The following is a 22,159-nucleotide window of genomic DNA, read 5'->3' on the forward strand; positions in this document are numbered from 1 at the left end:
ATCGCAACTTGGCGACCTGCCGGGTTCGACGCGGTCGCGTGGCCATTGACATCCCTTTTGGGCAGAGGTTACTTAGGAGAGCCGAAGTAAGGAATTTGTCCATGGAGGATTGGTATCCCGAAGCGCTGGCGGCCATCGCCACCCGGCTCGGCGTTTCCTTTACCGATCTCGCGCCGCCGCGATCGCGGCGCCTCCGCACGCCACGCGGACCCGACATCCACGCCCTCGATTGGGGCGGTCTGGGGCCGTCTGCGGTGCTGCTGCATGGCGGCGCCCTCACGGCCCGCACCTGGGATTATGTCGCCCTTGGGCTTCGGGCCGATTTCCGAATCGTGGCGCTCGACCTGCGCGGCCACGGCGCCAGCGATTGGGCGAACGACTATTCGATGGAAAGCTGTGCGACCGACGTAGCGTCCGTGCTCGACGGACTGGCGATCGAACGCATGCACGTCGCCGGCATGTCGTTGGGCGGTATCGTGGCTTGCGAGTTCGCGCTGCGCCACCCGGACCGCACCGCGAGCCTCACGATGGTCGATGTGGTCTCGCGGCCGATCTTTGCCGCAACGGCACGGATGCGCGGCTTCATAAGCGACTTTCGTAGCGCCTCCACGATTGACGAAGTCGTCGAGATGGCGCTTGCCGTCAGTCCGAAGAGTGATCCACAGCGGCTGCATTATCGAATGCAAGTCCTGCTAAAGCGTGGCCGCGACGGGCGCCTGATCTGGAAGAGCGACCGCCGTCGTCCAACGGACTTTGCCGCGATCCTGCGCCATCTGGCGGGATTCGAGGCGCGGGTCCACGAGATGCCCGCGCCGTTTCTGCTGACCAGAGGCGGCGATAGCCTGATCGTCACTGAAGACGCTGCACACAATTTCACCGCCCGATTCCCCAACGGGCGGTGGCTCAACATCCCCGGCGCGGGCCACAACGTTCAGGAAGACAATCCGCGTGAGCTGGCCAATGCGATGAGGGATTTTTGGGGCGGACGGCTGCCGTGCATGACGCTCGAAGACGTTGAACACTGCACGGCACAGGATGGCTAAGCCAGGAGCTGATATGAGGAACCTAATTACGGACGTAGAAGGTGTCCTGGTCGGAAACGCGGAGGACCAGCGCGTTGCTTCAGGAGTGAGCGTCGTTCTCTTCGAGCAACCGGCTGTTGCGTCGATTGCAATACACGGCGGCGCGCCGGGTCTTCGCGACGGCGCCCTCCTCGAACCGGAGATGACAGTCTCATCAGTCGACGCGATTGTGTTGTCCGGAGGCTCGGCGTTCGGTCTGGATGCCCCCGGTGGCGTCCAGGCACACCTGCTTGAACTCGGGCGAGGGTTAGCGGTCGGCCCTGCGCGCGTGCCGATCGTCCCCGGCGCGATTCTGTTCGATCTGGCGAATGGCGGGAACAAGGATTGGGGACACCGGCCACCCTATTGGGATCTCGGCTACCAGGCGGCGAGCTCTGCGGGTGCGACGTTCACCCTCGGCACGGCCGGCGTCGGCTATGGCCTGACCACCTATGACCTCAAAGGTGGACTTGGATCCGCCAGCGCGGTCACGTCCAACGGCTTCGGAGTTGGCGCGCTGGTCGGCGTAAACGCGGTTGGACGTGCCACACGCGGCAAGGGGCCGCACTTCTGGGCGGCGCCATACGAGCACGAGGCGGAGTTCGGTGGCCTCGGGCAGGGCGGCGAACCCACCCGCGAAGATCTGCAAATGAGAATTAAGGGAAACGCACCGGCCAACTCGACCATCGGCGTGGTCGTGACCGACGCGGCCCTGACTAAGGCGCAGATGAAGCGCGTCGCAATCATGGCCCAGGATGGGTTTGCGCTTTCGCTGCGGCCGGCTCACGCGCCGATGGACGGGGACATCGTATTCGCGGCGACGACAGGTCGGGCCGCGCGTACGGCCGACCTCACTGACCTCACCGAAATCGGAATGATGGCCGCCGAGTGCCTCGCGCGTGCCATCGCGAGGGGCATCTATGAAGCAACACCGCTCTCAAACGGCGTGGCGCCGCCAAGCTGGCGCGAGGTCCATGCAGCCTCGGGTCACCGGAAGCGCCCGACGATAGAACCTTGATCAGGCTTGTATCAGTCTAGGTTCACGAAGCTCGCGTCCACGCACTTCGCTGTGAACGCTCCACGAACTGTCACGAACGTCTACAACGTTGAAAGTGCACAGCGTGGGGGATCGCTCGCGGAGCCTTCTGCAGGCGCAGCCCGGCTCAGCGGATTCCGGCCGCCGCATCGTGTTGCGAGATCGCAGCAATTTTGGCGGTTTGATAGGAATGTCGGCAAGGTGCTGTGAAAAGCGCGGCGGAAGAAGAGTACGGCTTTGGCATTCCCGGCGCCAGGATCCGAATTTCTTCGAAGTTGGCGGTTGGTCACCCCTCCGCAAGATGGCGAGCGATCAACTTGACTGCAAAGTCGAGAAAGTCGCGCTGGTGGAGGCCAGCCGGATCTTCGGCAACGCTTGCCATCAACGCTTCGCCGGACATCGCCGCAAGCATGTGGGCAGCGCTCAAGAGTGCTATGGAGAACTGGGTGCTAGAGATCCGCGGCGCAGTTCGCTTGGCCTTCCGGGCCGATTCTAGCCGCGCTCTATGAACTCGTTCGACCAGCGGCTTGAGCATGCCCGATCCTTTTGGCCGGTGGCCAGCGACGCTAAGCCAGAGGGCGAGCTTCGCGGCTCGCTCGTCAGCATAGGTGCGCTGAAAAAGCCTACCGAGGGCGGCGACGTCAATCTGGTCAGGCGCCCATTTTTGAATGGTAGATTCAATGTCATCCACCAGCCGCCGCCCGATGCGCCGCAGGAGGGCGTCCATCAACGCTTCGCGAGTGCCGAAATGATAGTGGACGGCCGCGTCCGTGATGTTCAGATCAGCGGCAATGCGTTGGATGCGCACGCCATCAGGACCGTCGTCGTGTAATCGCCGCTCTGCTGCATCGAGAATGGCAAATTTTGCTGCTTCCGGTGTACGACGCTGTCGCTTGGCTATTGACATTCTACACTCGTCAGAATTACCTGGGGTGCCCTAAGTAGTGGATTGACCATGGACGATTGGGATCCTGAGTCGATGGTGACAATAGCCGATCGGGTTGGTATTGCGATTGCCGATCTCAAGCTGTCGCAATCGCGGCGTTTCCGCGCGAAGGATGGTGGCACCGGACTCGATATCCACGTACGCTGAACGTCCGGATATTGGTAGAATTTCCTGGATGACCGATCCAGGCGATCTATGTATTAATCGTGCCGACCGGCGCCCCGTTTCGACCAGCCAAATTCGGTGGTCAATCACAAAGCCCAATGAGTCTGATGGCCGGTTTCGATCAGCTCACTGGGGCTTAAGCGCTGCATGAGACGCAAAGTTGCTCGCAGCTTGGTAGCGTACCTACCCGGTCTTCGATTTGGGCGGGATCCAGTGGCCCGCTATCGGCGAGAGCTGAGCTATGAGACCGCAGTCGGAACCTGGTGGTTGCGACGAACATGCTGTTCGCGAAGCGCCAGACCCCGGACCTGTCGCCCAACCTGCAAAGAAGAGGCGCTAAATTTCTGTCCCGCGCAGGTCAAAGTCGTGAACTGCAATGTGGTCATGGAAGACGGGCAGTTCCTCGTCTTAGCCTTCCGCGCGCGCCGGCTCACGAAGTCGCACGAAGCTCCTTCTCGAATGAGTGCAATTTGGCCAGCGAGCATGACAGGTCCAACTGGGCCTTCTCAAGCGGTACTTGCCGGCCGACGCTGATGGTGCAAGGAGGGCTTCGACATAGCTCTCCCAGACCTAAGAGACGCCCTTCAGAGCAGATGATGACATTTTCCGATCGCATGGCCATGATCCAAGGAAGATGTGGACCGTATCGCGGATCAGGCTGTTCTTGTCGACGTGAGGATCAAGCCCATATGCGTGCTTTCTGACCCCGTAATAGAAAATGCTTCCTTGGAGAGCCCACGCTATCTCCAGATAGCGAGCTTCACTGCTCGAATCGAAGACCACCTCGCGAGCGAAACAGACCTCGATTGCGATGCGGCGTATGACACGTTCTTCGACGAGCTTTATGTACGAACTCGTGATCCCCACGTTCTTAAGTCCCGCGAACAGGTACATCCGCATCCAACCGCGGTTCATGATGACGTCTGTGTAGCTAATATAGAACTCAATCAATCGATCTTCGATGGATTGCGTCCTGTCGACCAAAAGCTCGTCCCAGTGGTCGCTCCACACGTCCAGAAACACGCTGCGGTAGACTTCGTCAATTAATTCCTCCTTTCCCTTAAAGTACTTGTACATGAGAGGCTGCGTGGTCCCCAAGTGTTCCGCCAGCTCCCGCGTCGTGGCGCTGAAGCCTGACTCGGCGAAGAACTCGGCCGCCTTCTGTACGATCAATCGACGGCGTTCTTCGAAGGGAAGGCGAGTAGTTTGCGACGAGCGGGATGTCGAGCGCATCCGCTTCGCCGCCGCCTTTTTTCCTTTTGGACTTCGGGCAAGCGGCTTCTGCTTGTCGCTCTTCTTCATGGTCTTGCCTGCAGCTTCGCCCCAGTTCGGAGCGCGGAACTTCGAATTTAGCTTTATACCCATGCGGTTACTTCAGCGCAATAAATCCGCCGGACCCTGTTATCGGTAAGTAATCAACCGATAACATGGAGCATTTGGCTTTGTGGTGGAAAACGCCCTTGCAAAAGTGCGCCAGCGCTGACAAGTTATCAAACGATAACGAAGCCTGAGGGAGCGATATCGTGAAGCTGGACAGGGCGGGCATTCTGAAGGCCGCGGAGAAGATTTCAAATTGGGGTAGGTGGGGAGCGGACGACCAGATAGGCACTCTCAACAACGTCACACCGACCGACATTGTCGGCGCTGGGCAACTGATCCGTAAGGGCAAGGTGTTCTCCCTCGGGCTCTCGTTGAAGGAACCAATTCAGTCGGGTCTCTTCGGGGGCCGATGGAATCCGATCCACACGATGCTCGCGACCGGCACTGATGCGAAGCTCGGAAATCAGGATGAGCCGTTTCCCTACCTGCGGTATGCGGACGACGCGATCAACATGCCTTGTCAGGCGTCAACGCAGTGGGATGCGCTTTGCCACGTCTTCCTCGACGATAAAATGTATAACGGGTACGACGCTTCGCTCGTAGACGTGCGAGGGGCGAAAAAGCTCGGCATCGAGCATGTCCGCGACAAGATGGTCGGCCGCGGCATTCTTCTGGATGTCGCCCGTTTCAAGAGCGTCGATCATTTGGATGATGGCTACGCGATCACGTCCGAAGACCTGACATGCTGCGCTGAAGCACAGAAAGTGGTGGTCAAGAAGGGTGACTTCGTGATCGTCCGCACCGGCCACCAGGAGCGCTGCCTCGCCAAGAAGGATTGGTCTGGCTACGCCGGAGGGAACGCGCCGGGATTCGGATTCGAGACCTGTTTCTGGCTCCGTGAGAAGGATGTGGCCGCGATCTGCTCGGACACTTGGGGCTGCGAGGTGCGCCCCAACGAAACCAAGGAAGCCAATCAGCCGTGGCACTGGGTCGTGATTCCCTCGATGGGAATCTCGATGGGGGAGATCTTCTATGTGAAGGACCTGGCAGAGGATTGCGCGCAGGATAAGGTCTACGAATTCTTCTTTTGCGCGCCGCCGCTGCACCTCCCTGGTGGGGCGGGCTCTCCTACCAATCCTCAGGCCATCAAGTAACGAGGGAGATCGACATGGCTGAATATCTCAAGCGTGGCCGCGACGCGGCACTCCGGGCGGAGGATGCGGCCAGGGTCCGCGCGACGGTGGAGGAAATTCTTGCCGACATCGAGAAACGCGGCGACGCTGCAGTCAGGGAGCTCTCCACGAAATTCGACGGGTGGGATCGGGGCGACTATCGCCTTACGGAGGAAGAGATCAGGTCGTGCCTCGGTCAGCTTTCCAAGCGCGACATCGACGATATCAAGTTCGCACAGGAACAGGTGCACAACTTCGCGGGGCACCAGAGGGAGTCGATGCACGACGTCGAGGTCGAAACTCTTCCCGGCGTGGTTCTCGGACACAAGAACCTCCCAGTCAACTCGGCCGGCTGCTACGTGCCCGGCGGCAAATATCCTCTATTGGCCTCGGCCCATATGTCAGTCATCACCGCCAAGGTCGCCGGCGTGAGCCGGATCGTGACGTGCGCGCCACCGTATAAGGGGCGGCCCGCGCCCGCGATCGTAGCGGCTCAGCACCTTGCCGGTGCCGACGAGATCTACTGTCTCGGCGGCATCCAGGCCGTCGGTGCGATGGCGATCGGCACGGCGTCCATAGCCCCCGTCGATATGCTCGTTGGCCCAGGCAACGCTTTTGTCGCCGAAGCGAAGCGGCAACTCTTCGGCCGGGTCGGTATCGATCTCTTCGCGGGCCCGACCGAGACCTTGGTCATTGCGGACGACACTGTTGATGGTGAGTTGTGCGCGACCGACCTCCTCGGCCAGGCGGAGCACGGGCCGAATTCTCCAGCCATCCTGCTCACCACATCCCATAAGCTCGCGCAGGATACCATGAGCGAGATAGGCAGGTTGCTCCGGATCCTGCCGACCGCCGATGTTGCATCCAAGGCCTGGGAGGAATACGGCGAAGTCATCGTGTGTGAGAGCGACCAGGAGATGGTCGCCGAAGCCGATCGGATCGCCTCGGAGCACGTCCAGGTCATGACGAGAGATCCCGACTATTTCCTAAACCGCATGACCAACTATGGCGCCCTTTTTCTCGGACCGCGCACCAACGTGGCATACGGGGACAAGGTGATCGGCACAAATCATACTCTCCCGACACTCAAGGCCGCCCGCTATACCGGCGGCCTCTGGGTCGGCAAGTTCATGAAGACGGTGACGTTCCAGCGGGTCACGACCGACGCGGCCTCCGCCATGATCGGCGGATATTGCTCGCGCTTGTGCATGCTCGAAGGCTTTGTTGGGCATGCCGAGCAGGCAAACGTGCGTGTTCGCCGCTACGGAGGCCGGAACGTCCCCTACGGCGAGGCTGCCGAGTAGCCGTCAGGCAAGAGCCTTTCAAATCAATCGCGGAATGACTTGTTCGCCCGAGGGGCGGGATGGGATGCATTATGTTGTCTGCTCTTGATGAACGCTCGGACCTAACGTTCAATCAGAAGAAGCTGATATTTGCTGGCGCATTCGGACTGGTCCTCGAGTTTCTGGACTATTTCCTAATCGGCTTCGTCCTCACTTTCGTTTCTAAGCCATGGAAGCTCACGTTCGGAACATCCTCCATAATTCTGCTGTCGTCCGGACTAGGTGCCATTGCGGGAGCTGCGTTCTTCGGATGGCTCGCCGACCGGATCGGCCGCCGACGCGTCTTCCTGAGCACGCTCGCCCTGTTTTCGCTGGGTACCGGCGCTTTGGTGTTCACGCCCGATAGCGCCGAATACGGTTGGATCTATCTCACTCTCTTCCGCTTCGTGATCGGATTCGGTGCGGGCGGCCTCTACTGCGTCGATCTGCCTTTGATTCAGGAGTTCGTTCCGGCATCCCGAAGGGGAGAGGTGAGTGGCCTCGTGACGGCGGCCGTTCCGCTCGGCTTCTTGCTTGGCTCCGCGATGGTCGCTTTCGTTGCTCCTACGGTCGGCTGGCGTGGCCTTATGGGCATCTGCGTCGGCCTCGGTGCGGCGGCGCTTCTGTTGCGCGTCTGGATACCAGAGTCCCCGCGATGGCTACTGCGCAACGGTCGAACTTCAGAAGCCCGGGACTCGATTGCGTGGGCGATCGAGGTCGATCCGTCCGAGTTGCCTTTGGCTATTGACAGCGTGCCCCAGGATAAACCTGGATTCGGCGAACTGCTCAGATATCCGCGCAGCGTCGCGCTGTCCTTCCTGTCAAACCTTGGGATGCAAACCGGCTACTACGGCCTCACATTGTGGGCTCCAACACTGCTCGTGCACGTCCTGCACGTGCCGCCTACCTCCGCCGCGTTCTACATGATCTTCGTGACCAGCGCCGCCTTGCTCGGGCGAATCGGCTTCTCGGTTCTATCGGAAAAAACCGGAAGACGGCCTGCGGGACTGATCTCCAGCTTCGGCGCCGCGGCGATGTTGCTGGCCGCGGCCCTATTCGGCGATGCGCTCGCTTCCGTCTTGGTCGCTTTCGTCGGAATGCTGGCGCTCTCCTTCCTGTTCGGGGAAGGGGGTTTTGCCGTCGTTGGTCCGTATTCGGCCGAAGTCTGGCCTACGGCGCTCAGAGCGACCGGGATGGGTGCGGGGTACGGTTTCGGTGGCTTGGGGAAGGTGATCGGCCCGATGGGCTTAGCGTTCATCGTCGGCGCGTCGTCGGATGTCGTTCCCGCTTCTTCCGGCATCTCTTTTTCCACGGCGTTCATCTACTTTGCCTGCTGGTACGCGCTGGCGGGCTTGGCATTCGCGGTTTTCGGAATGGAAACAAAGGGGCGCACGGTTGAGGATCTCGAGTGGGAGCTACGAGCACTCAGTTCGACATCATCCGAGCGCGCTCCGGTTTCACCTGCGAGTGTGAAAGGACCAAGCTCATGAAACCTCTCCCACAGACACCTTCATTCCGGCTCGATGGCAGGCGCGCCCTGGTCACCGGCGCTGGCCGGGGCATCGGCCAGGCGGCCGCCGTCGCCTTGGCGACTGCGGGAGCGCACGTCACGCTTGCGGCCCGCACCGCTGCCGAGCTTGACCTTCTCTGTGAAAGCTTGCGCGCGCAAGGCCTGTCTGCCGATACCATGGTTCTGGATGTCCTGGACGTGGAGCAGGCGTCAATGAGGATCAGATCCAGCGAGCCCTTTGACATTCTACTCAACAATGCCGGCACCAACCGTCCGATGCCCATGGTAGCGGTGACGATCGATGATTTTGACGCCGTCATCGGTCTCAACGTGCGGGCGGCATTCTTTGTCGTACAGACGGTCGCCAAAAGACTCATGGAGGCAAACCGCTCCGGCTCGATCATCAACATGTCTTCGCAGATGGGGCACGTCGGAGGTGCGCGTCGCTCGATCTACTGCGCAAGCAAATGGGCTATAGAGGGGTTCTCGCGGTCGGCCGCGGTTGAGTTCGCCCCCCATGGCGTTCGTGTCAACACGCTTTGTCCGACATTCATAGAGACCCCGATGACGAGGCCCTTTTTCGCAGACCCCGACTTCAAGGCCGACGTCCTTTCCAGGATTAAGCTGGGGCGCGTGGGCACGGTCGAGGATTTGATGGGGGCAATCGTGTTTCTCGCCTCCGATGCGTCTGCCCTAATGACGGGCTCATCACTCATCGTCGACGGTGGATGGACCGCGGATTAGCGCCCGATGCCAGGGAGGCTCTGAAATGTTAGCGGACCGCATCGATGACCTATGTGATGTGGGCGGCGTTCGAAACCCACGGCGCGTTCCGTAGTCAGTCGTGCATCGACGGCGTGCTCAAAGGTGACGTAGACTCGGGCCGAAGTAGCGATGAATCGCATCGCGAGCGACCGATAGGTCGGACGAGGTGTCATGAATATCTCACATTTGGATTGTTGGCGGCGAGTACGGCCATCATCCTGCGGGTGGCGCCGCTACCGCGGTGGCTTTGCGGGGCAATGTTAAGCAGCGCTGCGATCTCCTGCGACAGCATGATCGTACATTCCGGGTCGAGACCGGTCTTGATACCCATCTCGGCCAGCATGCTGACGAGATCCTCGGTCGGAAAGTTGCCGACAGATCCGAGCGTTGTCGGCATAGCGATGCCGCCGCCGATGCCGCAGATCGCGCCTTCCAGCCACGTCACGCCGGCATCGAGCGCAGCCAGGATGTTGGCCGTCGCCATACCCGAGAGATTGTGGACATGGAATCCAAAGGGCCGCTTGCGGAAACAGCTCACCTAGCCGTCTGAACAGGCGGTTGACGTGAGCAGGGTCTTCCATTCCAAGCGAGCCCGCGAGGTAGAAGCGGCGGATGCCGCCGTCATGGAGTCGGCGCACCACAGCGATGACGTTGTCTTCGGGAATCAGCCCTTCATAGGCGCACCAGAACGACATCCCGAGCGCCATTACAAAGGCGATCCCGTTCGTCTCCGCGATCCGAAAGGAGTCCAGGTTCTGCGCGATCGCCTCGTCAATCGACATATTCTGGTTCTTGCGGGTATAGGTCGGGCTGATCGTGATCAGTCCAAGCATCTCGTCGACTTTGGCCTTCGCGGCCCGCTCGGCGCCCCGCGCATTCGGCACCAGCGCGCGATAAATCGTCCCGCGCCGGCGCTTGACGCGCTCAATCACCTCTTCGGCGTCGCGCAGGTGGGGCACAATCCTCGGATGGGCGAAGCTGGAAACCTCGATCACAGGAAGGCCGAGGTCGGAGAGACGATCGATTATCGCAATTTTGATGGCGGTCTCGATCAACGCGGGAAACTCTGCAGCCCGTCGCGCGCTCCGACCTCCGCGACAACGATCTTTCCGGGCAAATGCAGCACCATCGCAAATCCTCACAGGCCGATGAAGCTGGCATAGTCGGTCAGGGGCGCGCGCTCGGTCATCAGCCGGTTCACCGGCGCATCGTGATCGGCATGGCCGAGCGCCATGCCGCATATGATGACTTCGTTTTCGGGCACGTTTGAGAAGCGGTCGGATGATCGTATCGAAATCGGCGAAGGCCGCCTGGGCGCAGGTGTGCAGCCCGTGGCCGCGAGCCGCGACCATGAGGGTACCCAAATAGATCCCGAGATCGAGCCAGCTTCCGATTTCGAGGTCTTCGTCCAGGGTGAAGATCAGGCCGACGGGCGCGCCGAAGAACGCGTAGTTGCGCATGCGAGCGTGTTGCTTACCCTCGAAATCGCCCTTCGGGATGCCGAGCAGGCTGTACATGTCCCAGCCGATCTTGTGACGGCTCCCGAGGAACGGTTCGCGCCAATTGACCGGGTAGTAGTTCCACTCGCGCTGATAGGGCTCGATCCCTTCGCGCGCGACCGCGTCGCAGATCGCGTTTTCCAGACGCGCCTCGACGTCACCGGCGACCACTCTGACTCGCCGGGGCTGGATGTTGCTGCCGCTGGCGCTGCGCGCGGCGAGCTCGAGCAGATCTTCGATAGTCGCGCGATCAACTGCCGTTGGCAGGAAGGCCCGGACGGAGCGGCGTGTCCGGATCGCCTCGTCGACGGCTGCTGAATTCGAGGTTTCGCTAAGCATCGGACATACTCAGCGCCTTCATGCTTTCGGGAATTTCACCGAGGAACAGCCGCTTCACATCGCGTTGCCAAGCAACTCCTGCGCAGGCCCCTCGATCGCGACCTGGCCAAGATGCATGACGTAACCCCTGTCCGAGATCGCGAGGGAATTCCGGTGGAGCGGATGGTGGCTATGTCGTTCGGTCTTGCGGCTCTGTTGGGTGCGATCGGCGGCGTGGTGTTCACACCGATGATAAGCACCCAGTTCGATGTCGGCCTTGCCATGACGCTCAATGGGTTTGCGGCTGCGATCATCGGTGGAATGGGCAACATTCGGGGTGCGATCGTAGGCGGTATGGTGAACGGAGTTCTTCAGTCGCTCAGCACGGCCTTCATTTCGTCAGTCTCCGGCGTTGAGATCAAGCCGAAGGGCTGAGAACGCGCCGATGCATGACTAGATGAGGAGCGTGGCCGGTCGATTTGCGCGGCGAGCTCGCGGGCCTGCTACCCCACTGACCTTTCAGGGCGAGCAGCAGTCACCGAGGCGCGCAGCGCTGCTGGCATCGACGATCAATGCCCGCATACGTCGACTCAGCGAAGTCCAACTCGCAATCTTAGTTGCGTTGCGGCATCCCGGCCGGAACGATGGTTTGCACGATCGACGAGTCGAGAGCTTCGTAGTCGTGTAGACCGATCGTTGCGTAGAGCTCCGCCCGCGTCTGCATCCGCTCAACGACCTTGTGTGTGCCGCCGTCGCGAGAAATCGCCGCATAAAGCTCTGCCTGGGCCTTGTTCGCCATGCGGAGTGAAGAGACCGGCCAGATCACCATCGCGTAGCCCATGGCCTCGAATTCAGCGGCCGTGAAGAACGGCGTCTTTCCGAACTCCGTCATGTTGGCGAGCAGGGGGACATCAGGCATGCGCTCGGCGAAGGCGCGGAACATCTCGGCCGTGTTGAGTGCTTCCGGAAAGATCGCATCCGCACCCGCCTCGATATAGAGCTTAGCGCGGGCGACCGCGCCGTCGAGGCCTTCGCTTGCGGCGGCGTCGGTCCTGGCGATGATCACGAGATCGCGCCGCGCTTTCGCTGCGGCCGCAACCTTGGCCGCCATATCGTGCGCATCAGCGATCTTCTTATCGTTGAGATGGCCGCACTTCTTGGGCAGGATCTGATCTTCGAGGTGAAGGGCGCCCGCGCCGGAGTCCTCGAAGATTCGGGTCGCGTGCATCACGTTCAGCGCCTCGCCATAGCCGGTGTCGGCGTCGACGAGGAGGGGCAGCCCAGCCGCGCGGACGATCTGGCGGACGAAGAAGGCGACCTCATCCACGGTGATGACGCCGAGATCGGGCAGGCCCATCGACGCCGTCATGGCTGCGCCTGAGAGATAAAGCGCGTCGAAGCCGGCCGCCTTGGCCTGCAATGCCGCCATGCCGTTGTGAGCGCCGGGTAGTGGCAGGATGCCGGGACGCTTCAATAGGTCGCGAAAGCGACGTCCGGCCGATTCTCGGGGAAGATCGGCGGCAACGAGATAAGTCATCGTCTGGAACTCCGGGATCGTTTACGCGCTGCGCCGCGCTTGCGCAGCCGCTTTGGCCGGTCGATAGAACACGCTGCCGTCGAACAGCCGTCTGGCGGTGCGATACACTGCGCCATGAATGGCGCGGGCCTTCGCGGGATCATCGGCATGTTCTACGGCCGCGTCGACAACGGTCGTGCCGGAGGGATGGGCGATGGTGATTGGGCCATCGCCGGCACGGACCATCCGGTTCGCAAGCGTGCCCTTGATGCGCACCGCGATTGCCAAGCAAGCGGCGCCGGTGATCGGGACCGCGCGGTGCGGCTGACCGATGGAGATCATCCGGATGCCCAGCGACATGTCCGAAGGCTCAAGCTTCCGCCCCGACAGCGTCGTCATCTGCCGCGGCGACACAATCATCGCGACTTTGGGCACGCTCGGGATATTGGCAGCTGCCGCGGCGTCGGGTGCAAGACCCATCGCCACGGAGGCCGCGCAGCGGATCGCCTCCATCCGTTCGAGAAAGACCGGATCGGCCTCGAGGGCTTCAGGCATCTCGCTGCCGTCCTTGCCAAGCGAACTGGCGTCGACGAAGACGCAAGGATTGGCGGCGTCGACGAGCGACGCCTCGATTGCGCCGAGGCCGAGGATATCGAAATGATCGGATGCGCGTCCGGTCGGGAGCAGCCGTCCGGTCCTGGTGCCGCCTGGATCGACGAATTCACACCGGACGGGCGCGCCCTGTCCGCCGACACCGTCGATCGTCATGTCGCCGTCGGTCTCGACGTCCCCGTCAGCCATGGCGAAACGTGCAACGATGATCTTGCCGGTGTTGGTGTTGTGAATGCGCACGACGGCTTCGCCGTTCGCGGGCGCCACCACCAGGCCTTCGCTGACAGCGAACGGGCCCATCGCCGAAGACATGTTGCCGCAATTTGCGCTGTAGTCGACGGCGGCACTTTTCACAGAGATCTGCGCGAACGTATAGTCGATGTCGGCATCCGGCCGCGTCGGCGCGCCGACGACGCAAACCTTCGACAGAGACGACAGCCCGCCGCCCATCCCGTCCAGTTGGCGGCCGTTGGGATCGGGCGAGCCCATGACGGACAGGAAGATCGGATCCCATTGGCCAGGATCTGCCGGCAGATCCTGTCTGTTGAATACGACGGCTTTCGACGTGCCGCCGCGCATGAAAGTGGCTCTGAGCTTGTTCTGCGGCACCAGTATCGCTCCCCTGCATACCATTGTATACGTTGGATACCAGTGTATACATTTCAGAGGCGAGCTGCTACCCTTAATTCTGATCAATGGGCGCAGTTGGCCTCTTTCCAAACAGGTGGTCGGACGCCGATTATCTTGCATCCTTCGCGTGCCTTGTACGGGCGGAAGGATCGGACGCAGATCATTGATGGACGGTTTGGCGCGTCACGCTGGTACGAGCAACGCCTGCTGAATGAGATCGGGATGACTTTATGAACGACCAGATGGTGTTGCCGGACCGCGCGAAGTTCGCGTCTGCTGCTGACTACGCTTACGCGGCACTGCGGCGTGAGATCATCGAGGGGCGCTTCGCCCCAGGTCGGCGCATGCGCGAGATCGAACTGGCGGAACACCTGGGCATCAGCCGAACTCCGACCCGTCAGGCGCTGACGCGGCTCGAGCTCGACGGCCTGCTCGATCTCCGGCCGAGAACCGGGCTTGTCGTGTCCGTTCTCGACATGGATGCGGTCGAAGAACTCTACGAGATGCGCGCGGCTCTCGAAGGCACCGCAGCTGCGATGGCCTCAAAGCATGCAAGTCCAAAAGATCTTGCTGCACTGGCGCGACTTGTCGCCGAAGGTGAAAAGCTCGACCGCGAGCCGTTCAAGCTCTATCGGCACAACAGGGAGCTGCACGACGCCATTCAAGTAGCTTCGCACAACCGCTACTTAGAAAAGAGCTTGTCGGCTCTGCAAGATGCCATCGCTCTTCTGGGGCCAACGACATTGGCCGAGAAGGGCCGCTTCGCCGTCGCTCAGGCCGAGCACGCTGCAATTGTGCAGGCTATTTCGCAAAGAGAAGGGGAAAAGGCCGATCGGCTTGCGCGGGCGCATGTCCTGAGCGCGCTCGAGACCCGTCGGGCCATCCTGGCAAAAGAGCGTGATCTCGAGGACCGTCGCGAACGGGACGGTAGCTGAATCAACGGGCGGGCTGCGCCGGCGTCGCCGTTTGCGCAGCTGTCTTCGATCCTCGGTCAACCCACAGAACCTGCCATAAGATACTGTTTTCACTAAAATTTCCGTAGGAATCGGAATCTCGTCGACCCGTCTTGCATTCCAATGTATACACTGGTATCCGTCAGAATACAGAAGATAGAAGAGCAAGGCTCGGCGGGAAGGAATGGAAATGCACGAAGAGTTCGATGTGATCGTCGTTGGCGCGGGAAACGCTGCTTTGGCTGCGGCAGTCTCGGCGAAAGAAAACGGCGCGGATCGTGTCGTCGTTCTCGAGAAAGCTCCCCGTGACATGCGAGGCGGAAACACGCACTGGAGCGGCGGCGTTCTGCGTTTCGCCTATGACGAGCCGCGCGAGATCGGAGCTCTGCTGCCTGGCGTCGAAGACGAATTCGAAAACTTCTACGACGGCATTTCACCTTACACGCAGGAAGACTTTCACGGCGATCTCATGCGTGTCACGAACGGGCGCACGGATCCGATCCTGTCTCGTCTTCTCGTGTCGAACTCGCAAGCGACCGTTCGCTGGATGAAGGATACCGGCGCCATCAAGATGGAGCCGGCAATCAGCCTTTCCGCCGTCAAGAAAGACAACGTCATGGTCTGGGCGCGCGGTCTCGTTGTACGCGCGGCGCACGAAGGCGTTGGTCTTTCCCGCAGCTGGTTTTCGACCTGCGAGCGCATGGGCATCGAGGTGCGCTACGGCAACGCCGTCTCGGAGCTGCTCGTCGATGACAATGGTCGCGTCGTCGGTGTCAAGTCCAAGGATGACGAAGGTGTCAAGTCGCTCGGTGCGAAGGCGATCGTGCTCGGCTGTGGCGGCTTTGAAGCAAACGTCCAGATGCGCACGCAGCATATCGGCCCGCTCGTCGGCGCCGCGAAGGTTCGCGGCACGCCCCACAATCAGGGCGACGGCTTGCGCATGGCACTCGCCATCGGCGCCATGCCGTGGGGGCAGTGGAGCGGCTGCCATGCAACGCCGATCAGCGCCGACTGGGGTGACTTCGCGCCGCGCGAGATGACCGACCGCAGCAATCGCCTGTCCTACGTCTATTCCGTGATGATCAACCGCAAGGGCAAGCGCTTCGTCGACGAAGGCGAAGACGGCGCGCTCTTCACTTACGCCAAATTCGGCCGCGCCATCCTGGCCGAGCCCGGCGCCAAGGCCTATCAGCTGTTCGACAGCAAGGTGGTCCATTTGCTCGAGCCGCGCTATTCGACCAGCGATCCGATCAAGGCCAATTCACTCGAGGAGCTGATCACGCAGCTCGATATCGATGACAAGGCGCAGGCGATCAAAACGGTCGTGAACTACAACGATCATGCCCGCTCGGAGGACGAAGGCTTCGATCCCACCAAGAAGGACGGCCTGTCGACCAAGGGCCTCGATATCGAGAAGACCAATTGGGCGCTACGGCTCGACAAGCCGCCCTACTATGCCTACAGCGCGACGGGCGGCATCACCTTCACGTTTGGCGGCCTTAAGATCAACGAGAACGCCGAGGTGATCGGCACCGACTGGCGCCCGATCAAGGGTCTGTACTGCTGCGGTGAACTGGTCGGCGGCCTCTTCTATGACAACTATCCCGCAGGCACCGGTCTCGTCTCGGGCGCGACCTTCGGCAGGATCGCAGGCCGAAACGCAGCTGGCCAGCAGAGCGTGGCGGCGGCCAAAGCGGTGGCGGCGCAATGAGCGTCAGCGCCAAGATGTCGAGCCTGGCGGAGCGGATCAATAGCTACGATCTGGAGCAGCGCGATGCAAAGGCTGTTGGACGAGCCAAGGCCGCCATCATCACGGCGTTCGGACAGACGCTGTCCGGCGCGCCGGCCGCCATCACCCAGGCGTTGCTTGCGACATCGGGTATCGCGGCGAGCGGCGGCGCGTCGGTTGTGTTCGGCACTGAACGGCGCACCAGCGCGGTCGATGCCGCGTTGATTAACGCTACGGCGGCCGTCGCTGGATCCAGGGCGGCGCCCAATGCCGCGAATGCAGCCTTTGTCGTCGCGCTGTTCGCCCTGTGCGAGGAGCGTGGAAAAACCGGCCAGGAGTTCATTGTCGCGCTGATGGCAGGCGCCGAGATTTCGCACTCACTGCCGCCGGCTGGCCAGCTCGGAGCTGCCGTGCTGGGCAGCGTCGCGGCCGCGGCCCGATTGCTCGGACTGAGTCGGCCGAAGATTGCGGCCGCGCTGCTCATGGCGGGCAATCCCGCAACCGGGCAGGGCGGAGCTGAAGCGCTCATGGTCGGTGAAAGCCTGAGACATGCTTTGCTTGCCGCGTTGCTGGCCGAAGCGATGGACGAGGCGTCTTGCCATCAGATGACCGAAGGCGATCAGCGCGCCGCAGGCGACGGTCCGTCGGGAGCGCAAGCTCTCGATCTCCTTGCGGTCCATTCGCCGCCGGCCGCCGATCTCTGGGATCAGTTCGATCAGCACGCCGGCGCCGTCCTGCCGCGCGATGATATCGCTCCGCTCTTCGAGCGGCTCGAGACGATCGAGAAGGTGAAGGACCTCGCGACGGTTTCGCGCCTATTGCAGGGACGCGGCACGCGAGCAGCACCAAAGAAGGTCATCTTCGCGCCACGCGGAATGCATGAGCCGGAGGAGACCAACTGGGTTCCTTAAGTCCCGCGAACGAGGGCGATGACGTTAGGCCGCCATCGTAGATGACGAGCATCACCTGACAAAAGCCGCGCCTGAAAGAAACGAGCAAGGCAGACAAGAGCAACATCTGGGGAGAGATTGGAATGAAGCGTTTTGAGTTGATTGCCGTCCTGGCTGCAATGGTCACCTGTTCCGGCGCCGCCTGGGCCGAAGACAGTGTCACGATCGGCGTGCACGCCAGCTTTTCCGGCGCAGGCGCCGCGTTCGCGGAAGGCATGCTCGCCGCCACCGATTTTGCCGCGGAAGACGTCAACAAGGATGGCGGTCTCGAAGTCGCCGGCAAGCGCTACAAGATCCTGATCAAGCAATATGACGACCGCTACCGCGCCGCAGACGCGGTCACGGCGATGGATCGCCTCATGATCCAGGACGGAATCCATTTCGTGGTCGGCCCGATGGGCTCGGCCGCGGCGGTGGCGACCAAGGATCAGACCACGTCCGGCAAAGTCATCACCATGACGCTCGCTTTCACGCCGCGGGCCCTCGGGGCCGATGCGCCGTTCTCCTATCGCCCGGTGATTACGACTGGCGAATTCTCCGACCCGCAGGTGGCGTGGCTGATGAAGAGCACGTCGGCCAAGCAGGTCGTGTCGCTGCTTCCCAACGATGAGACCGGGCAGCAGATCGGCGTTGCGAACTTCAACTCGTACGCCAAGGCCGGCACGAAGCTGCAGGTCGAGTATTTCGAGCGCGAGCGCGTCGACTTCGTGCCCGTTCTCACGCGTATCCTGATGAAGGCCGATGGGCTCGAGCTCGGCGGCAATTCTCCGACCACCGCCGGCCTCATTCTGAAGCAGGCGCGCGAGCTCGGCTATCGTGGTCCGGTTTTCGTCACGGGCGGCGATGTTTCGGCCGAGATGCTGAAGGTCGCGGGCAAGGATGCAGCCGAAGGGACCTACGTTCACTTGCCCATCGACACGGGCCTGCCTGACACGGCGGCCTACGTTGCCCGCTTCAAGGCCAAGTATGGGCAGAACATGAACGGCTTCAGCCCGTTCTTCTATGCCGGCCTGCAGATGCTGTTCACGGCCATGAAGAAGGCCGGGACCGTGGACGATACGACCAAGATCGCGACGACGCTCGATGGATTGTCGGATGTCCTGACCACGATGGGCAAGGCCGGTTGGACCGGCGAGCAGAAGTACGGAAGCAAGCGCCAGATCGATCTTCCCTTCTACGTCGGGCAGATCAAGGACGGCGTCGTCACGAAGGTTGCGACCTGCGACGTCAATGCGTGCAAATAAGTGACCGCTGAAAACTGGCGAGGCATGATCTGCCTCGCCGCTGCGATTGGAGTCCTCGTCCCGTGAGCATGGACATCATTCTGGCCCAGACCGTCGTCAACGGCCTCATGGTAGGCATGATCTATGTGCTGATGGCCATCGGCTTCACTATGGTGTTCGGTATTATGCGCATCGTCAATTTTGCGCATGGCGAGTTCTACATGGTCGGCGCCTTCCTGTTCGCCATCCTCTATGGCAGCAACAACATGCCGTTCGTCGTTAGCGTCCTCCTTGCCGTGGGCGCAACGGCCCTGCTCGGGCTGGTGATGGAGCGGGTCGTGTTTCGCCGGTTTCGCGGCAACGACATCAACGGCATGATCGCCTCGGTCGGCGTCGCGCTTATCATCCAGAACAGCGCGCTGCTGATGTGGGGATCGTCGGCACGCACCGTGCCGCCCGTCGTCTCCGGCGTTCTGTCCATCGACGGGATCGTATTTCCGTGGTCGCGGCTGGTCGTCATCATCGGTGCGATCCTTGCCGTGGTGTCGCTCAATCTGTTGATCGGCCATACAAGGATCGGCCGCGCCATGCGGGCCGTGGCCCAGGACGCGGAAATTGCCCAGGTGCAGGGCATTCGCGTCGATGTCATCTTTCCCGCCGCGTTCGTGCTGGGCGTCAGCCTGGCGGCATTCGCCGGCGTCCTGATGGCGCCGGTGCTGTCGGTGTCGCCCTTCATCGGCCTGGCGCCGACCTTGAAAGCATTCGTCATCGTCGTCATCGGGGGACTGGGCAGCGTCCCAGGCGCGGTTGTCGGCGGACTGCTCATCGGCCTGATCGAGAGTTTTGCCGGCACCTTCGTCAGCGCCTCGTTGGCCGAGATTCTACAATTCTTAGTCGTGATCGCCGTCGTGCTGCTGCGCCCGCAAGGCCTGCTCGGCCGAAAGGAGCGTGAGGCGTGAATCGTCCAACCACCAAGCCTGTGCACTTTGTCGGCGTCGGCGTGGCAGTCATCCTTGCCGTGCTGCTGCCCTGGTTCGCGCCGAACCAGTTCTATGTTCACCTGGCGACAGTCGGCTGCATCAACTTGATGCTGGTGCTTGGCCTCGCCATCATTGCCCGGGCCGGGCAGCTGTCGATGGGCCATGGCGGCTTTGCACTGGTCGGCGGCTATGTCTCGGCGCTGTTGTCGATGAAAGGGTGGCCGCCTCTGCTGACCCTGTTCATCGCGGCTCTGGTTGCGGCCGTCATCGCTGCCGCTCTTGGCTGGATCATCCTGCGTCTGCGCGGCGTCTATTTCGTGCTGGTGGCCTTTGCCTTCAGCCAGATCGCGGTGTTGCTCGCGTTGGACATGAGCTCGATCACGGGCGGCGCCAACGGGCTGGTGGGCGTCCCTCCAATCTCAATCTTCGGATATGTGCTTCGCGCCAAGCCGCAATTCTATCCCTTCGCGCTCGGCTGCGCGCTGGCGACGCTGCTGCTGACCTGGCTGCTGTATCGGTCGCCTCTGGGGACGATGATGGCGGCCACCGCCGAGAACCAGCGCCTCACCGAGTCCAGCGGCATCGATACCCATCGGGTCCAGGTGATTGCGTTTACGATCGGATCGGGCATCGCCGGATTCGCTGGCGCGTTGTCGACGCACTATCTCCGTTTCATCTCCCCGGATTCGTACACGTTCTGGGAGTCGGTGTCTTACTTGACCATGCTGGTGGTTGGCGGGCGCGAGGGCGTGCTGGGTCCTGTGGTCGGCGTGCTTGTCCTCACGCCGTTGCCGGAGTTGCTGCGATCCACCGAAGGATTGCAGCACATCATCTACGGGACGATACTGGTTCTTTGCCTGATGTTCGTGCCGAACGGCCTGGCGAGCCTCGTCCACATCGGGCGTTTGCGCCAACGCGTCGCACCAGCCAACGCAACGCTCGTGGAGGAAGCGCCATGAGCATGCTACAAGTCGATAGTCTGAAGCGGTCCTTCGGCGGCCTCGTTGCCGTCCGAAACGTCTCCTTCGATGTCAATGAGGGGGACTTTCTCGGTCTCATCGGCCCGAATGGCGCCGGCAAGACCACGTTGTTCAACGTGATCTCCGGCGTGTTGAGGCCCTCGGCGGGCACGGTCCGGTTTCTGGACCGCGACATCTCGGGGCAGCCGGCCAATCAAACGGTTCGTCAGGGGCTTTCGCGGACCTTCCAGGCGGCAACCATCTATTCCGAAGCGACGGTCATCGAAAACGCAGCGCGCGGGACGCTGGGCTCGAACTCGACCCGCCTGTGGGGAGGGTTTTTCTCCGGCAAGTGGCGAGCGGAGGCCGAAGATAAAGCGCTCCATGTGCTCGAGCTGCTCGGGCTGACGCGCCGCGTGGGCCTGAAGGCCCGTGAGCTGTCCTATGGTGAGCAGCGACGTCTCGGCGTCGCGGTCGCGCTTGCCAGCGAACCGCGGCTGTTGATGCTGGACGAACCCGTCGCCGGGCTCAATCCGGAGGAAGCGGCCGAGCTCGCTTCGGTTCTGCGCCGGGTGAAGGCGGAGCGCGGCCTCACGATGGTGATGGTCGAGCACCACATGCGCACGGTCATGGGCCTGTGCAATCGCGTCGTGGTGCTGGACCACGGTACGATGATTGCGCAAGGAACACCTGCGGAAGTCGTATCAAACCCAGTCGTGATCGAGGCGTATCTCGGCAAGGAGGCGGTCCATGCTTGATGTGCGCGGGATCAGCGTCTCCTACGGTCCCCTCACGGCGGTCCGCAATCTGAGCCTGTCCGTTGCCGAGGGGGCGATCGTCTCGCTCATCGGTTCGAACGGCGCGGGCAAGACCACCACGATGAAGGCCATTATCGGCCTCAGGCCACTGAGCGGCGGTGAGATCTATTTCGACGGGGAGCGCATCGATGGCGTCTCTGCCTCGCGGCGTGTCGGGCGCGGGATCTCGCTGTCGCCCGAAGGACGGCGCGTCTTCCCGCAGATGAGTGTACTCGACAATCTGCTCGTGGGTGGCTACTCGCAGCGCGACAAAGCGCAGCAGAAGAAAACGCTGGACCAGATCTACGGATACTTCCCCCGCCTGGTGGAGCGGCGGACCCAGATGGCGGGTTCGCTGTCGGGCGGAGAGCAACAGATGGTTGCCATCGGTCGCGCTCTGATGGCGAGGCCACGACTTTTGCTCCTCGACGAACCATCGCTCGGGCTTGCTCCGATCATCGTCGACGAGATCGCGCGCATCATCGGCGAGATCAACCGCGATATCGGGACGTCGATCATCCTGGTGGAGCAGAATGCAAAGCTTGCCCTCAACCTCTGTCACGAGGCTTTTGTGCTGGAAACCGGCGCGGTCGCGCTGAGCGGGAAGGGCCAGGAACTGCTGGCCAGCGACTATGTGCGGCGGGCCTATCTCGGTATCTGAATGTTTTTTCTGTCGGGAAATTCCGGAGCTTTGAC

Annotated in this window: 21 protein-coding genes; 16 read left to right on the plus strand and 5 right to left on the minus strand. The window is 61.7% G+C overall.

Going from position 1 to position 22,159, the window contains the following annotated elements; genetic code table 11:
* The first annotated feature begins 38 nt into the window (after nt 1-38).
* Together IVB40_RS08330 and IVB40_RS08335 are read left to right on the plus strand one after the other, a co-directional pair.
* A complete protein-coding gene (locus IVB40_RS08330) occupies nt 39-1,043 on the plus strand; it encodes an alpha/beta hydrolase (RefSeq protein WP_247439221.1) in 1,005 nt (334 codons plus the stop codon).
* 13 nt (nt 1,044-1,056) lie between these two features.
* Nucleotides 1,057-2,079, plus strand: a complete 1,023-nt coding sequence (locus IVB40_RS08335; RefSeq protein ID WP_247439224.1) for a P1 family peptidase — start codon at nt 1,057-1,059, stop codon at nt 2,077-2,079.
* 304 nt (nt 2,080-2,383) lie between these two features.
* Here the strand turns inward: IVB40_RS08335 and IVB40_RS08340 are convergent, their stop codons facing one another.
* Nucleotides 2,384-3,004, minus strand: coding sequence for a TetR/AcrR family transcriptional regulator (locus tag IVB40_RS08340; protein ID WP_247439226.1), 621 nt, complete (start codon nt 3,002-3,004; stop codon nt 2,384-2,386).
* Between the two features lie 48 nt (nt 3,005-3,052).
* On the opposite strand from IVB40_RS08340, the gene IVB40_RS08345 reads away from it, so the two are divergent.
* Nucleotides 3,053-3,190 carry a hypothetical protein gene (locus tag IVB40_RS08345; RefSeq protein ID WP_247439228.1) on the plus strand — a complete coding sequence of 46 codons (138 nt, stop codon included), beginning with the start codon at nt 3,053-3,055 and terminating at the stop codon, nt 3,188-3,190.
* Nucleotides 3,191-3,778: 588 nt separating this feature from the next.
* On the opposite strand, the gene IVB40_RS08350 is transcribed toward IVB40_RS08345, so the two are convergent.
* Nucleotides 3,779-4,573 carry a TetR/AcrR family transcriptional regulator gene (locus IVB40_RS08350; RefSeq protein ID WP_247818594.1) on the minus strand — a complete coding sequence of 265 codons (795 nt, stop codon included), beginning with the start codon at nt 4,571-4,573 and terminating at the stop codon, nt 3,779-3,781.
* Nucleotides 4,574-4,731: 158 nt separating this feature from the next.
* Between IVB40_RS08350 and IVB40_RS08355 the strand changes: the two genes are divergently transcribed.
* The 4 genes from IVB40_RS08355 to IVB40_RS08370 all read left to right on the plus strand — a co-directional run bounded on the left by IVB40_RS08355 (nt 4,732) and on the right by IVB40_RS08370 (nt 9,276).
* Nucleotides 4,732-5,682, plus strand: coding sequence for a cyclase family protein (locus tag IVB40_RS08355; protein WP_247818595.1), 951 nt, complete (start codon nt 4,732-4,734; stop codon nt 5,680-5,682).
* Between the two features lie 14 nt (nt 5,683-5,696).
* Nucleotides 5,697-7,004, plus strand: a complete 1,308-nt coding sequence (gene hisD / locus IVB40_RS08360; RefSeq protein ID WP_247818596.1) for a histidinol dehydrogenase — start codon at nt 5,697-5,699, stop codon at nt 7,002-7,004.
* A gap of 71 nt (nt 7,005-7,075) precedes the next feature.
* On the plus strand, nt 7,076-8,512 hold the full coding sequence (locus tag IVB40_RS08365) for an MFS transporter (RefSeq protein ID WP_247439236.1): 1,437 nt from the start codon (nt 7,076-7,078) through the stop codon (nt 8,510-8,512).
* The gene (locus IVB40_RS08370; protein WP_247439238.1) at nt 8,509-9,276 is read left to right on the plus strand and encodes an SDR family oxidoreductase; all 768 of its coding nucleotides are present in this window, start codon (nt 8,509-8,511) and stop codon (nt 9,274-9,276) included. Before IVB40_RS08365 ends, IVB40_RS08370 begins: the two co-directional genes overlap by 4 nt.
* A 281-nt stretch (nt 9,277-9,557) precedes the next feature.
* Here the strand turns inward: IVB40_RS08370 and IVB40_RS35860 are convergent, their stop codons facing one another.
* The gene (locus IVB40_RS35860; protein ID WP_346283282.1) at nt 9,558-11,135 is read right to left on the minus strand and encodes a nitroreductase family protein; all 1,578 of its coding nucleotides are present in this window, start codon (nt 11,133-11,135) and stop codon (nt 9,558-9,560) included.
* Between the two features lie 153 nt (nt 11,136-11,288).
* Here IVB40_RS35860 and IVB40_RS08385 point away from each other — a divergent pair, with 153 nt between their 5' ends.
* Complete coding sequence (locus tag IVB40_RS08385) at nt 11,289-11,549, plus strand: hypothetical protein (protein WP_256468210.1); 261 nt, start codon at nt 11,289-11,291, stop codon at nt 11,547-11,549.
* Between the two features lie 178 nt (nt 11,550-11,727).
* On the opposite strand, the gene prpB is transcribed toward IVB40_RS08385, so the two are convergent.
* Both prpB and IVB40_RS08395 read right to left on the minus strand, forming a co-directional pair.
* Nucleotides 11,728-12,651, minus strand: coding sequence for a methylisocitrate lyase (gene prpB / locus IVB40_RS08390; RefSeq protein ID WP_247439253.1), 924 nt, complete (start codon nt 12,649-12,651; stop codon nt 11,728-11,730).
* 21 nt (nt 12,652-12,672) lie between these two features.
* The gene (locus IVB40_RS08395; protein ID WP_247818598.1) at nt 12,673-13,938 is read right to left on the minus strand and encodes a PrpF domain-containing protein; all 1,266 of its coding nucleotides are present in this window, start codon (nt 13,936-13,938) and stop codon (nt 12,673-12,675) included.
* A 164-nt stretch (nt 13,939-14,102) separates the two neighbouring features.
* Here IVB40_RS08395 and IVB40_RS08400 point away from each other — a divergent pair, with 164 nt between their 5' ends.
* From IVB40_RS08400 to IVB40_RS08435, 8 genes are all read left to right on the plus strand, one after another.
* Nucleotides 14,103-14,807 (plus strand): GntR family transcriptional regulator, encoded by a 705-nt coding sequence (locus IVB40_RS08400; protein ID WP_247439257.1) that lies wholly within the window; start codon nt 14,103-14,105, stop codon nt 14,805-14,807.
* A 208-nt stretch (nt 14,808-15,015) separates the two neighbouring features.
* Entirely contained in the window at nt 15,016-16,536 is a 1,521-nt protein-coding gene (gene tcuA / locus IVB40_RS08405; protein ID WP_247439259.1) for an FAD-dependent tricarballylate dehydrogenase TcuA, read from the plus strand.
* Nucleotides 16,533-17,465 (plus strand): MmgE/PrpD family protein, encoded by a 933-nt coding sequence (locus IVB40_RS08410; RefSeq protein ID WP_247439260.1) that lies wholly within the window; start codon nt 16,533-16,535, stop codon nt 17,463-17,465. Before tcuA ends, IVB40_RS08410 begins: the two co-directional genes overlap by 4 nt.
* Before the next feature lie 122 nt (nt 17,466-17,587).
* Nucleotides 17,588-18,748, plus strand: coding sequence for an ABC transporter substrate-binding protein (locus IVB40_RS08415; RefSeq protein WP_247439262.1), 1,161 nt, complete (start codon nt 17,588-17,590; stop codon nt 18,746-18,748).
* 68 nt (nt 18,749-18,816) lie between these two features.
* Nucleotides 18,817-19,686: a branched-chain amino acid ABC transporter permease gene (locus tag IVB40_RS08420; protein WP_247439308.1), complete on the plus strand. Its 870-nt coding sequence runs from the start codon at nt 18,817-18,819 to the stop codon at nt 19,684-19,686.
* A complete protein-coding gene (locus IVB40_RS08425; RefSeq protein WP_247439264.1) occupies nt 19,683-20,666 on the plus strand; it encodes a branched-chain amino acid ABC transporter permease in 984 nt (327 codons plus the stop codon). Before IVB40_RS08420 ends, IVB40_RS08425 begins: the two co-directional genes overlap by 4 nt.
* Nucleotides 20,663-21,424 carry an ABC transporter ATP-binding protein gene (locus tag IVB40_RS08430; protein WP_247818599.1) on the plus strand — a complete coding sequence of 254 codons (762 nt, stop codon included), beginning with the start codon at nt 20,663-20,665 and terminating at the stop codon, nt 21,422-21,424. The genes IVB40_RS08425 and IVB40_RS08430 overlap by 4 nt, the downstream gene beginning before the upstream one ends.
* Nucleotides 21,417-22,124, plus strand: coding sequence for an ABC transporter ATP-binding protein (locus IVB40_RS08435; RefSeq protein ID WP_247439268.1), 708 nt, complete (start codon nt 21,417-21,419; stop codon nt 22,122-22,124). Before IVB40_RS08430 ends, IVB40_RS08435 begins: the two co-directional genes overlap by 8 nt.
* The last annotated feature ends 35 nt before the right edge of the window (nt 22,125-22,159 follow it).

Origin of the sequence: Bradyrhizobium sp. 40 (genome assembly GCF_023100925.1) — a bacterium.
In the GTDB taxonomy this organism is placed as follows: domain Bacteria; phylum Pseudomonadota; class Alphaproteobacteria; order Rhizobiales; family Xanthobacteraceae; genus Bradyrhizobium.

Bases quoted from the DNA above. Each gene is read 5' to 3' on its own strand.
- IVB40_RS08365 (WP_247439236.1), top strand. From the start codon at position 7,076: ATGTTGTCTGCTCTTGATGAACGCTCGGACCTAACGTTCAATCAGAAG.
- IVB40_RS35860 (WP_346283282.1), bottom strand. From the start codon at position 11,135: ATGCTTAGCGAAACCTCGAATTCAGCAGCCGTCGACGAGGCGATCCGG.
- IVB40_RS08400 (WP_247439257.1), top strand. From the start codon at position 14,103: ATGAACGACCAGATGGTGTTGCCGGACCGCGCGAAGTTCGCGTCTGCT.
- prpB (WP_247439253.1), bottom strand. From the start codon at position 12,651: ATGACTTATCTCGTTGCCGCCGATCTTCCCCGAGAATCGGCCGGACGT.
- IVB40_RS08340 (WP_247439226.1), bottom strand. From the start codon at position 3,004: ATGTCAATAGCCAAGCGACAGCGTCGTACACCGGAAGCAGCAAAATTT.
- tcuA (WP_247439259.1), top strand. From the start codon at position 15,016: ATGCACGAAGAGTTCGATGTGATCGTCGTTGGCGCGGGAAACGCTGCT.
- IVB40_RS08335 (WP_247439224.1), top strand. From the start codon at position 1,057: ATGAGGAACCTAATTACGGACGTAGAAGGTGTCCTGGTCGGAAACGCG.
- IVB40_RS08420 (WP_247439308.1), top strand. From the start codon at position 18,817: ATGGACATCATTCTGGCCCAGACCGTCGTCAACGGCCTCATGGTAGGC.
- IVB40_RS08435 (WP_247439268.1), top strand. From the start codon at position 21,417: ATGCTTGATGTGCGCGGGATCAGCGTCTCCTACGGTCCCCTCACGGCG.
- IVB40_RS08370 (WP_247439238.1), top strand. From the start codon at position 8,509: ATGAAACCTCTCCCACAGACACCTTCATTCCGGCTCGATGGCAGGCGC.
- IVB40_RS08410 (WP_247439260.1), top strand. From the start codon at position 16,533: ATGAGCGTCAGCGCCAAGATGTCGAGCCTGGCGGAGCGGATCAATAGC.
- hisD (WP_247818596.1), top strand. From the start codon at position 5,697: ATGGCTGAATATCTCAAGCGTGGCCGCGACGCGGCACTCCGGGCGGAG.
- IVB40_RS08430 (WP_247818599.1), top strand. From the start codon at position 20,663: ATGAGCATGCTACAAGTCGATAGTCTGAAGCGGTCCTTCGGCGGCCTC.
- IVB40_RS08345 (WP_247439228.1), top strand. From the start codon at position 3,053: ATGGACGATTGGGATCCTGAGTCGATGGTGACAATAGCCGATCGGGTT.
- IVB40_RS08415 (WP_247439262.1), top strand. From the start codon at position 17,588: ATGAAGCGTTTTGAGTTGATTGCCGTCCTGGCTGCAATGGTCACCTGT.
- IVB40_RS08350 (WP_247818594.1), bottom strand. From the start codon at position 4,573: ATGGGTATAAAGCTAAATTCGAAGTTCCGCGCTCCGAACTGGGGCGAA.